We start from the raw sequence: 10,933 nt of genomic DNA on the forward strand, positions 1-10,933 counted from the left end.
GTCCGGCTCGGCGGGGGGTTCCGCGGGAACCCACGGGAGGGGCCCGTCGGGTCCGCGGGGACCGGGGTCCTCTCTCAGACGGGGAGGGAGGCCACCCCGCGGGGCAGGAACCGCCGGCCGGTGACCGCCTCGGAGACGCCGGTCCGGTCGAGGTGGGCGGAGATGCCGCCCAGCCAGAAGGGCCACCCGGCTCCCAGGAGCATGCACAGGTCGATGTCCTGCACCGCCTGGACGACGCCCTCGTCGAGCATCAACCCGATCTCCTCGGCCAGCGCCCGCTCCGCCCGCTCCCGCACCTCGGCCTCGGAGAGCGGGGAGTCGCCGTCGTCCATCCCGGCCAGGTCGGGGTCGACGACGCCCGGCGCGCTGTAGACCGAGGTCTTGCCGAGCTCCACCATCCGCCGCAGGCCCTCGCCGACCGAGAACCGGTCGGGGAAGGCCTCGTGCATCCGCTCGGCCACGTGCAGCGCCACCGGCGGGCCGACCAGCGTGAGCAGCTCGAACGGCGTCATCGGCAGGCCCAGCGGGTCCAGCGCCCGGTCGGCCACGGCCACCGGCGTGCCCTGCTCCACGGCGGCGGTGATCTCGCCGAGGAAGCGGGTGAGCAGGCGGTTGACGACGAACGCCGGGGCGTCGGCGACCAGGACGCAGGACTTCTTCAGCGCCTTGCCGACGGCGAAGGCGGTGGCCAGCGTGGCGTCGTCGGTCTGCCGGGCGCGCACGACCTCCAGCAGCGGCAGCACCGCGACCGGGTTGAAGAAGTGCAGGCCGACGACCCGCTCGGGGTGCTCGAGCTTGCCGGCCATCTCGGTCACCGACAGCGCGGAGGTGTTGGTCGCCAGCACGCACTCCGGCGAGACCACCGCCTCGACCTCGGCGAACACCTGCTGCTTGACCGACATCTCCTCGAAGACGGCCTCGACGACCAGGTCGGCGTCGGCGAAGACGTCCTTGGACAGCGAGCCGGTCACCAGGCCCCGGAGCCGGTTGAGCCCGTCGGCCGACAGCCGGCCGCGCGCGGCCAGCTTCTCCAGCTCGGCGTGGACGTAGCCCACGCCCTTGTCCACGCGGGCCTGCTCGACGTCGGTGAGGACGACGGGCACCTCGAGGCGGCGCACGAACAGCAGCGCGAGCTGGGAGGCCATGAGGCCCGCTCCGACGACGCCGACCTTGGTGACCTTCCGCGCCAGCGCCCGGTCCGGGGCGCCGGCGGGCCGGCGGGCCCGCTTGTTCACCAGGTCGAACGCGTAGAGGCCGGCCCGAAGCTCGTCGCTCATGAGCAGGTCGGTCAGGGCGTCGTCCTCGGCGGCGATGCCGGCGGTCAAGGCCTCGCTGCCGACCCCGGCCCGGGCCAGGTCCAGCAGCTGCACGGCACGCAGCGCGCCGGGCGACGCGTTCCGGGTGCGGGCGGCGACGACCCCGCGGGCGCGGTCGATGGCCTCGTCCCACCTCGACCGGTCCACCTCGGGGCGGGGGACGGCGACGTCCCCGGCGACCACCCCGGCCGCCCACTCCAGCGACCGCTCCAGGAAGTCGGCCGGCTCGAACACGGCGTCGGCGATCCCCAGGGACGCCGCCGAGCGCGCGGAGGTCATCCGGTTCTGCGCCAGCGCGTTCTCGACGATCACGGTGACCGCCGGGTCGATCCCGATGAGGTTCGGCAGCAGCTGCGTGCCGCCCCAGCCGGGCACCAGCCCGAGGAAGACCTCCGGGAAGCCGACCGTCGCGGTGGTGGCCATGGTCCGGTACCGGCAGTGCAGCGCCAGCTCCAGGCCACCGCCGAGCGCGACGCCGTTGACGAAGGCGAAGGTGGGGATCGGCGAGTCCGCCAGCCGGCGGAACACCCGGTGCCCGGTCTCGGCGATCTCCCGCGCGGTCAGCCCGTCAGTGATGGCCGGGACGCCGGAGAGGTCGGCGCCGACGGCGAACACGAACGGCTTGCCGGTGACCGCGATGGCGGCCGGGGCGGGGGAGTGCGCCGCGACGTCGTCCAGCGCGGCGTCCAGCGAGGCCAGCCCGGCCGGACCGAAGGTGGAGGGGCGGGTGTGGTCGTGCCCGTTGTCGAGGGTGATCAGCGCCAGCTCGCCGGCCAGGCCGGGCACGCCGAGGTAGCGGACGAGTGCCCGGGTCACGACCTCGTCCTCGAAGACCGCAGTCACGTGGTGGACCCCTCCCAGTTCGGGTTCTCCCAGATCACGGTGCCGCCCATGCCCAGGCCGATGCACATGGCGGTGAGGCCGTAGCGGACGTCGGGCCGCTCGGCGAACTGGCGGGACAGCTGGGTCATCAGCCGCACGCCGGAGGAGGCCAGCGGGTGGCCGACGGCGATGGCGCCGCCCCACGGGTTGACCCGCTCGTCGTCGTCGGCGATACCGAAGTGGTCGAGGAAGGCCAGCACCTGGACGGCGAAGGCCTCGTTGAGCTCGAACAGCCCGATGTCGGAGATCGACAGGCCGGTGCGGGCCAGGGCCTTCTCGGTCGACGGCACCGGGCCGACGCCCATGACCTCGGGCTCGACCCCGGCGAAGGCGTAACCGACCAGCCGCATGCCGATGCGCAGCCCCAGCTCCTCGGCGACGTCCTCGGCGGCCAGCAGGCAGCCGGTGGCGCCGTCGTTGAGCCCCGCCGCGTTGCCCGCGGTGACCGAGCCGTGCGGGCGGAACGGCGTCTTCAGGCCGGCCAGGCCGTCCAGCGTCGTGTTCGGGCGGGGCGGCTCGTCGACGGTGGCCAGGCCCCAACCGGCCTCGGCCGAGCGGACGGCGACCGGCACGAGCTCCGGCCCGATCTGGCCGTTGGCGACGGCCTTGGCGTAGCGCTGCTGGCTGGCCAGGGCGAAGGCGTCGGCGCGCTCCCGGGTGAGGTGCGGGAACCGGTCGTGCAGGTTCTCCGCCGTCGAGCCCATGACCAGGGCGGAGCCCTCGACCAGCTTCTCGCTGAAGAACCGGGGGTTCGGGTCGGCGCCCTCGCCCATCGGGTGCCGGCCCATGTGCTCGACCCCGCCGGCGATGGCGACGTCGTAGGCGCCGAAGGCGATGCCCGAGGCGGTGGTGGTCACCGCGGTCATGGCGCCGGCGCACATCCGGTCGATGGCGTAGCCCGGCACGCTCGTGGGGAGCCCGGCCAGCAGCGCGGCGGTGCGGCCGATGGTCAGCCCCTGGTCGCCGACCTGGGTGGTCGCGGCGACGGCGACCTCGTCGACGCGGTCGGCCGGCAGCGACGGGTTGCGCCGCAGGAGCTCGCGGATGCAGCGCACGACGAGGTCGTCGGCGCGCGTCTCGGCGTAGACGCCCTTCGGGCCGGCCTTGCCGAAGGGGGTGCGCACGCCGTCGACGAAGACGACCTCACGCAGCGAGCGGGACATGGGACCTCCGGGAGTTCGGAGCCGGGCCCGGGTGGGGCGCGGCGGTCTCCAAGTTACCCGTCGGTAATGAGGAGGTCCACGCCGACGCGACCCGGTCGGGGGACGCCGCGGCCGGCTCAGCTGCCGAAGTCCGCCGCCCGGCCCAGCAGCGGGACCCGCCCGAGGCTGACCCCGCCGGCGGTGATCGCCTCGACGGTCGCCGTCCCCCGCGGGAACGGGGCGACGAGGACGCCGTCGGCGGCCGGGTGCTCGACCAGGAAGTCCCCGCCGGCGCCGTGCGCGCGCACGGTGGCGACCGTCGGTGGCCCGACCACGATGAGGCTGGACCGCCTCGGGCCGGCCGCCGTGCCGTCGAAGAGGTCGCAGGCCACCGCGTGGACGCGCCGGTCCGCGGGCGGCCCGGCCGGCCGGATCGTGAGCGCGCACTCGCTGCGGACCGGCGAGCCGTCCGCCGAGGGGAGGTCCCACGCCGCGGACACGACCACCGCCCCGCTCGGCACGGTCACGGTGACCACGGCCGCGGGGCCCGTCTCGGGTCCCGGGCCGGACACGTCGCCGACCCACTGGGCGGTCACGTCCACCGCGGCGCCGGGGAGCCCCAGCCGGGCGAGGACGTGCGTGGCGATCCGCTCGGCCACGCGCTCGCCGGCCGGCGACGGCGCGCCCCGCGGGTAACGGATCGGTGGCCGGGCCGCCGGCGCGGCGGGGTCCAGCTCGGGCCGGGTCTGCACCACCGGGTCGCCCCCGCGCGACACGCGGTAGACGGTGGCCGTCGTCGGCAGGTCGTTCGGCGGCAGGACGGCGACGGCCACCCCGTCGGGAGCGGCGACCGGGTCGAAGCGGCGGGTTGCGGAGCCGTCACCGGCGATGTCCGGGCGGGCCGACACCTCGACGTCGTCCCCGGGCGCGGCGACGACCACCAGGACGCCGAGACCCGGGTCGGCGAAGGCGACCGGCAGGTCGGCCGGGGCGTGGTGCGGCACGGTGCGCAGCGCCATCTGCTCCGGCGGCGCGCCCGGCGGCCCTCCGAACCAGACGACCGCGAGGTCGCGGTCCGGCGGGTCGGGCGGGACCCCGGGCGCCAGGCTGTTGGCCCCCACGACCAGCGCCCACCGGCCGCCGGGGACGTCACCGGCGAAGACGACCCGCCGGGTCTCCGGCGGGGCGTCGGGGATGCCCGGCCCGACGGTCGACTCCGGCACCGTCCACGGCCGGCGGAGGACGCCCTCGAGGAAGGCCGCGTCCCCGGCCAGCGACCCCCGCGTCGCCGTTCCCAGGACATCGGGGGCGGACGGGGTGCCCTCCGCGGGCCCGGCCGCCGCCTGCGGGGCCCCCGTCCCGGCCGGCGGCGGGCCGGCGTCGGGCCGGAGGGCCAGCAGCACGGCCGTCGTCAGCGCGACCGCGGCGGCGAGCAGCAGGAGCCGGCGACGGCGGCGACCGTCACGGGAGCCGGTGAACCGGTCGCCGGTGCCCATGGGCCGCTCCTCGGGCCGCACCGGCATCCGGGAGCACCGTCGGCGGCGTCAGGGAGGAGCGTGGCACGGCCCGCCGGGCCGTGGTGGGGGCGGCGGCCCGCCGCGGGTCTCAGGCCCGCGTGACGGCGTCGGTGAGCAGCGCGCCGGTGAGCTCGACCTGCCACTCCCGGGCGCCACCGGCCCGCAGCGCCGCGACGACCTCCGCAGCGTCCCGCGGCTCGGGCGGGGACCACATCAGCCGGCGGACCAGGTCGGGCGAGAGCAGGTTCTCCACCGGCACCCGGTGCTTCTCCGACAGCTCGGCCAGCCCGGCGCGGGCCACCTGCAGGCGGGTGGCGGCGGCCGGGTCACGGTCGGCCCAGCGGTTGACCGGGGGCGGGCCGTCGCCGGGCTTGCTGTGCAGGGGCAGCTCCGACTCCGGGAGCCCGCGCCCGCGGACGAGCGCGCCGAACCAGGTGCCCACGAGCCGGCGGTTGGCCCGCCCGCGGAAGACCGGCAGCTCGAGCAGGGCCGCCTCGGTGCGCGGATCGGCCTGCACCGCCGCGACCATGGCCGCGTCGGGGAGGACCCGGCCGGGGGCCACGTCGCGCCGGCGGGCGAGGTCGTCGCGGGCCTCCCACAGCGAGCGGAGCATCCCGAGCTGGCGCCGGTTGCGCAGCCCGTGCACGCCGGAGGTGCGCCGCCACGGGTCGGCCCTGGGGGCGGGCGGCCCGGCGGCGAGGATCGCCGCGAACTCCTGCTCCGCCCACTCGGTCTTGCCCTGCTCCTCGAGGAGGGCGGCCAGCGCGTCGCGCAGGTCGACGAGCACCTCCACGTCCAGCGCGGCGTAGACCAGCCACTCCTCGGGCAGCGGGCGGGTGCTCCAGTCGGCGGCCGAGTGCCCCTTCTGCAGGGAGTACCCGAGCAGCGACTCGACGACCGCACCGAGGCCCACCCGCGGCAGCCCGGCCAGCCGGGCGGCCAGCTCGGTGTCGAAGACCCGCCGGGGCACCAGGCCGATCTCGGCCAGGCAGGGGAGGTCCTGGTTGGCCGCGTGCAGCACCCACTCGGCGTCGCCGATCGCCTCCTGGACCACCGAGAGGTCGGGGAGGGGGACCGGGTCGATCAGCCCGGTGCCCGAGCCGGCGCGGCGCAGCTGCACCAGGTAGGCGCGCTGCCCGTAGCGGTAGCCGGAGGCGCGCTCGGCGTCCACCGCGACCGGGCCGGTGCCGGCGCGCAGCGCGTCCGCGTACCCGACCAGGGCGGTGGAGGTCTCGACGACCGGGGGCAGGCCGTCGCGGGGCGCGAGCAGCGGGACCGCCGGGGGAGCTGTCGGCTCGTCGTCGGTCGTCGTGAGGGGCTCGGTGCTCAGGGCTGGTCCACCTTCTCGCCCGTCTCGTCAGCAGTGCGGTACCGGCAGGGCGCAGCCTCGCGGCAGGGGACCGCGGGAGGCCGGGGAGAGGGTGCCGGCACGGGGGTGTCGCGACCCCCGGGACACCGATGTTAGAGAGTCCCGGCGTCCGGGGGGTCGGAGGGACCCAGCAGCCGGACGCCGGGGGGCGGCAGGCCGGCCGCGGTGCCCAGCACGTCCAGCCACGCGGTGAGGTGCCGGTCCAGCTGGCTGTCCTCCGCCGTCCACGACGCGCGGATCTCCACGTCCACCGAGTGCTCGGGTCCGGCCAGCTCGCCGAACCGGGTGGACGCGGTGCGGGTCACCGTGCCGCCCAGCGCGTGGGAGGTGGCCCCGGACTCGGTGAGGGCGTCGGTCAGCCAGCTCCAGGCGACCTCGGAGAACATCGCGTCGTCCACCATGTTCTCGTCGGTGGCCGCCGAGAGGTACCCGACGCAGCGGGTGGTGCCCGCCCAGGCCTCGTGGCCGGCCGGGTCGTGCAGGACGATGAACCGCCCGGTGGCGACCTCGACCTCCTCGTCGCCGTCGGGCTCGGTGACCAGCGCCCCGACGGCGTGCGCGTACGGCGCGAGCCGCTGCGGGGCGGGGATGTCCTCGAGCACGATCTCCGGCCGGGCCCGCACGCTCGCCATCGACGCCAGCGCAGCGCGGAACTCCTCCGGGGGTTCGTCCCCGGTCCGGTCCCCGGCGCCGTGCCCGGCGCCGGGCAGGCTGGAAGGCTCCACGCTCGCAGGGTAGGTCGCGACGCCGCCCCGCGCGGCCGACGCGCCGCACCGTTCTGGGAGGATCGACGGTCGTGACCCCCGCTGGCGACCGCCCGACCACTCCCGCCGACTCGGACCTGGTGCGCGCCGCCCGCGGCCTGCCGGTGCGCCGCACGCCGGTGTGGTTCATGCGCCAGGCCGGCCGCTCGCTGCCCGAGTACCGCGCGCTGCGCGCCGGCACCCGCATGCTGGAGTCCTGCCAGGACCCCGACCTGGTCACCGAGATCACCCTGCAGCCGGTCCGCCGGCACGGGGTGGACGCCGCGATCCTCTTCTCCGACATCGTGCTGCCGCTGGTCGTGGCCGGGGTCGACATCGACATCAAGCCCGGCGTGGGCCCGGTCGTCGCCGAGCCGGTCCGCACGGTGGCCGACGTCGACGCGCTGCCGCCCCTGGAGCCCGACCGGCTGGCCTTCCTGGAGACGGCGGTGCGCCGGCTGGTCGCCGAGCTCGGGCCGACGCCGCTGATCGGCTTCGCCGGGGCGCCCTTCACCCTGGCCACCTACCTGATCGAGGGCGGCCCGTCGAAGGAGCACGCCCGGACCAAGGCCTTCATGTACGCCGAGCCGCAGGCGTGGTCCCGGCTGCTCGACCGGCTGGCGGTCTCGGCGGCGACCTTCCTGCGCGCGCAGGTCGACGCCGGCGCCTCGGCGGTGCAGCTGTTCGACTCCTGGGCGGGGGTCCTCTCGGCGGCCGACTACGCCCAGCGGGTGCTGCCGCACTCGCGCGCGGTCTTCGACGGCCTGGGCGACCGGGACGTGCCGCGGATCCACTTCGGCGTGGGCACCGGCGAGCTGCTGGCGCTGATCGGGGACGCCGGCGCCGACGTCGTGGGCGTCGACTGGCGGGTGCCGCTGGACGAGGCCGCCCGCCGGGTGGGCCCCCAGCGCTCGCTGCAGGGCAACCTCGACCCGGCGGTGCTCCTCGCCGACCGCGCGACCGTCGACCGCGAGGTGCGCCGGGTCGTCGAGCAGGGCCGCGCCGCCCGCGGGCACCTGTTCAACCTCGGCCACGGGGTGCTGCCCGACACCGACCCGGAGGTGCTCACGCACGTCGTCGAGCTGGTCCACGAGCTGTCGGCCAGATGAGCCGGCTGGTCGTCGTCGGGGCCGGGATCAGCGGCCTGGCCGCCGCCTTCGAGTGGCGCCGGCGGCGGCCCGACGACGAGATCGTCGTCCTGGAGGCCGGCGACCGCGTGGGCGGGAAGCTGGACCGGGTCCGCCTGGCCGGGCACTGGTACGACACCGGGCCCGAGGCGATGCTGGCGCGGGTGCCGGAGGCGGTGCAGCTGGTGGAGCGGCTCGGGCTGGCCGACCGGCTGGTCCGGCCCGCGACGACGCAGGCCGCCGTCGTCCTGCCCGACGGGCGCTTCCCCCTGCCGGCGGGGACGGTGCTCGGCGTCCCCACCTCGGCCGACGGACTCGACGGGGTGCTCACGCCGGCGGGGGTGGCCCGGGTCGCCGCCGAGGCCGACCTGCCGGCCCTGACCCTGGACGGCGACGTCGCGGTCGGGGCGCTGCTGCGCGAGCGGCTGGGCGACGAGGTGGTCGACCGGCTGGTCGAGCCGCTGCTCGGCGGCGTGTACGCCGGCCGGGCCGACGAGCTGTCCCTGGTCGCCACCATGCCGGCCCTGGCCGCGCACCTGTCCCGGGCCGGATCGGTGCTGCGAGCCGCGACCGCCGCCCGCGACGCCGGCGCCCGCAGCCGGTTCGACGCCGACGCCCCGGTGTTCGTGACCGTGGACCAGGGGATCGGGTCGCTGCCGGCCGCGCTGGTCGCCGCGGCGCGGGCCGACGTCCGGCTGCGCACGCCCGCGCACGCCCTGGTCCGCACCGCAGCCGGCTTCGAGCTGTCCGTCGGCCCGGGGGCCGCCCCCGAGCGGCTGCGCGCGGACGCCGTCCTGGTGACCGTCCCGGCACCGAAGGCCGCGCGGCTGCTGGCCGACGTCTCGCCGGACGCGGTGGAGCCGCTGCAGGGCATCCCGTACGCGTCGATGGCGGTGGTCGCCATGGCGTTCCCCGCGCAGCAGGTGGCGGCCGGGTCCGGGCTGCTCGTGCCGCCGGTCACCGGCCGGCTGGTCAAGGGCGTGACCGTGTCGTCGGCCAAGTGGCCGCACCTCGCTCCTGGACCCGCCGCCCCCCACCTCCTGGTGCGCTCGTCGGTGGGCCGGTACCGCGACGAGGCGCAGCTGCAGCGCACCGACGAGGACCTCACCGCGGCCGTCGTCGCCGACGTGGCCGACCTGCTGGGCCTGGCCCGCCCGGAGCCGGTCGCCACCCGGGTGGCCCGCTGGGGCGGGGGGCTGCCGCAGTACCTGGTCGGCCACCAGGACCGGGTCGACGCCGTCCGCACGGCGGTCAGCGCGGTGCCCGGCCTGGCGATCGCCGGTGCGGCGTTCCGCGGCGTGGGGGTCCCGGCCTGCATCCGCGACGCGTACCACGCCGTGGACGCGCTGTCCTGAACCGTGGCGGGCGCCACGGGGGAGCCGGGCACAGCGGCGGGCCCGCCGCTGTTGAGGACGGGGTGAGAACCGTGCACCACCCCACCGATCCCGTCCGACCCGATCCCCGGCCGGTCCGCTGCCTGCGCCACCACGTCTGGATGGCCGCCTGCGACGACTGCCGCGACGCCCGCACCCCGCGGCACCAGCACCGGCCCGACCTCGCCGCCCCGGCGGGCGACGCGGTCGCCTGACCCACCGCCGCGCCCTGCGCTCGCTCAGGGGCCGCGGCGCTCGGAGACCGGCCGGGCGTCGCCGTCCTCGGAGTACCGCACCTCGATCCGGTGGCCGAGCGCGTCCAGCTCGTGCTGCAGCGCGTACGCCAGGTGCAGCCCCTCGCGCGTCCACGCCGTCCACTCCCGCTCGTCGTCGGCCCGGTGCTCCGGCGGCGGGGGACTCCAGGCCCAGCGGGCGGCGTGCTCCTCGTACCGCTCGGTCCAGTCGGTGAGCCGGGCGATCAGCTCCGCGGAGACGCCCAGCGTCGCCGGCTCGACGTCGCCGAGGCCGCCGGGGGACCGGTCCCAGAGGAACACCCCGCCGTGCTCGGCCATGACCAGCACGACGGTGGGCAGCGACTCGTCGGCGCCGGGTCCCATGCGGGCAGTCTCCCGGCCCGCGCAACCGGCGTCCCGCGGCCGCGCGAGAATGGACCCATGACCGAGCAGACCGACCAGCGCAGCACCGGCAAGCGGGCCAACGAGCTCAACGCGACCATCCGCTACACGATGTGGTCGGTGTTCCGGCTGGCCCGCCCGCTCGGGGACGACCAGCGGTCGGCGGCCGCCGACGAGGTGCAGGGGCTGCTCGACGAGCTGGCCGGCAAGGACGTCGTCGTCCGCGGCGTCTACGACGTGGCGGGACTGCGGGCCGACGCCGACCTCATGGTCTGGTGGCACGCCGCCACGCCCGAGGCACTGCAGGAGGCCTACACCCGGCTGCGCCGCACGATCCTCGGCCGGTCCCTGGAGCCCGTCTGGTCGCAGATGGCGCTGCACCGTCCGGCGGAGTTCAACCGCAGCCACATCCCGGCGTTCCTCGCCGACGAGGAGCCGCGCCGCTACGTCTGCGTCTACCCGTTCGTGCGGTCCTACGAGTGGTACCTGCTGCCCGACGAGGAGCGCCGGGCGATGCTGGCCGAGCACGGCCGGATGGCCCGCGGCTTCCCCGACGTCCGGGCCAACACGGTCGCCTCGTTCGCTCTCGGCGACTACGAGTGGATGCTCGCCTTCGAGGCCGACGAGCTGCACCGCATCGTCGACCTGATGCGCGAGCTGCGGGCCTCGACGGCGCGGCGGCACGTGCGCGAGGAGGTGCCGTTCTACACCGGCGTCCGCAAGCCGGTCCGGGAGCTCGTCGCCGACCTGCCCTGAGGTGCGGAGTGGCGCGGGGCCCGAAAACGCGCTCCAACGGCTCCCCTCAGGGCTCCCGCGGGGGCGGGGTGAC

At 76.7% G+C, this 10,933-nt stretch carries 10 protein-coding genes; 4 read left to right on the forward strand and 6 right to left on the reverse strand.

What is annotated here, in order from left to right; all coding sequences use genetic code 11:
- Positions 1–74 precede the first annotated feature (74 nt).
- The 5 genes from PGN05_RS06590 to PGN05_RS06610 all read right to left on the reverse strand — a co-directional run bounded on the left by PGN05_RS06590 (position 75) and on the right by PGN05_RS06610 (position 6,951).
- On the reverse strand, positions 75–2,159 hold the full coding sequence (locus PGN05_RS06590; protein ID WP_419751733.1) for a 3-hydroxyacyl-CoA dehydrogenase NAD-binding domain-containing protein: 2,085 nt from the start codon (positions 2,157–2,159) through the stop codon (positions 75–77).
- Positions 2,156–3,361: a thiolase family protein gene (locus PGN05_RS06595; RefSeq protein ID WP_419751734.1), complete on the reverse strand. Its 1,206-nt coding sequence runs from the start codon at positions 3,359–3,361 to the stop codon at positions 2,156–2,158. Before PGN05_RS06595 ends, PGN05_RS06590 begins: the two co-directional genes overlap by 4 nt.
- A 116-nt stretch (positions 3,362–3,477) precedes the next feature.
- Positions 3,478–4,836 (reverse strand): hypothetical protein, encoded by a 1,359-nt coding sequence (locus PGN05_RS06600; protein WP_419751735.1) that lies wholly within the window; start codon positions 4,834–4,836, stop codon positions 3,478–3,480.
- Positions 4,837–4,945: 109 nt separating this feature from the next.
- A complete protein-coding gene (locus PGN05_RS06605; protein WP_419751743.1) occupies positions 4,946–6,187 on the reverse strand; it encodes an HRDC domain-containing protein in 1,242 nt (413 codons plus the stop codon).
- Between the two features lie 131 nt (positions 6,188–6,318).
- Positions 6,319–6,951, reverse strand: a complete 633-nt coding sequence (locus PGN05_RS06610; RefSeq protein ID WP_419751736.1) for a DUF3000 domain-containing protein — start codon at positions 6,949–6,951, stop codon at positions 6,319–6,321.
- 71 nt (positions 6,952–7,022) lie between these two features.
- Here PGN05_RS06610 and hemE point away from each other — a divergent pair, with 71 nt between their 5' ends.
- The 3 genes from hemE to PGN05_RS06625 all read left to right on the forward strand — a co-directional run bounded on the left by hemE (position 7,023) and on the right by PGN05_RS06625 (position 9,684).
- The gene (gene hemE, locus PGN05_RS06615) at positions 7,023–8,078 is read left to right on the forward strand and encodes a uroporphyrinogen decarboxylase (RefSeq protein ID WP_419751737.1); all 1,056 of its coding nucleotides are present in this window, start codon (positions 7,023–7,025) and stop codon (positions 8,076–8,078) included.
- Positions 8,075–9,451: a protoporphyrinogen oxidase gene (hemG, locus tag PGN05_RS06620; protein ID WP_419751738.1), complete on the forward strand. Its 1,377-nt coding sequence runs from the start codon at positions 8,075–8,077 to the stop codon at positions 9,449–9,451. The genes hemE and hemG overlap by 4 nt, the downstream gene beginning before the upstream one ends.
- A gap of 62 nt (positions 9,452–9,513) precedes the next feature.
- Positions 9,514–9,684: a hypothetical protein gene (locus PGN05_RS06625; protein WP_419751739.1), complete on the forward strand. Its 171-nt coding sequence runs from the start codon at positions 9,514–9,516 to the stop codon at positions 9,682–9,684.
- A 24-nt stretch (positions 9,685–9,708) separates the two neighbouring features.
- Here PGN05_RS06625 and PGN05_RS06630 read toward each other — a convergent pair whose 3' ends face one another.
- Entirely contained in the window at positions 9,709–10,086 is a 378-nt protein-coding gene (locus PGN05_RS06630; RefSeq protein WP_419751740.1) for a hypothetical protein, read from the reverse strand.
- A gap of 57 nt (positions 10,087–10,143) precedes the next feature.
- Here PGN05_RS06630 and hemQ point away from each other — a divergent pair, with 57 nt between their 5' ends.
- Positions 10,144–10,860 carry a hydrogen peroxide-dependent heme synthase gene (hemQ, locus tag PGN05_RS06635; protein ID WP_419751741.1) on the forward strand — a complete coding sequence of 239 codons (717 nt, stop codon included), beginning with the start codon at positions 10,144–10,146 and terminating at the stop codon, positions 10,858–10,860.
- The last annotated feature ends 73 nt before the right edge of the window (positions 10,861–10,933 follow it).

It is taken from the genome of Geodermatophilus sp. CPCC 206100 (genome assembly GCF_048569675.1).
GTDB lineage: Bacteria > Actinomycetota > Actinomycetes > Mycobacteriales > Geodermatophilaceae > Geodermatophilus.

Excerpts from the sequence above, each read along its gene's own strand:
- PGN05_RS06595 (WP_419751734.1), bottom strand. The coding sequence starts at position 3,361 with ATGTCCCGCTCGCTGCGTGAGGTCGTCTTCGTCGACGGCGTGCGCACC.
- PGN05_RS06600 (WP_419751735.1), bottom strand. The coding sequence starts at position 4,836 with ATGGGCACCGGCGACCGGTTCACCGGCTCCCGTGACGGTCGCCGCCGT.
- hemG (WP_419751738.1), top strand. The coding sequence starts at position 8,075 with ATGAGCCGGCTGGTCGTCGTCGGGGCCGGGATCAGCGGCCTGGCCGCC.
- PGN05_RS06630 (WP_419751740.1), bottom strand. The coding sequence starts at position 10,086 with ATGGGACCCGGCGCCGACGAGTCGCTGCCCACCGTCGTGCTGGTCATG.
- hemQ (WP_419751741.1), top strand. The coding sequence starts at position 10,144 with ATGACCGAGCAGACCGACCAGCGCAGCACCGGCAAGCGGGCCAACGAG.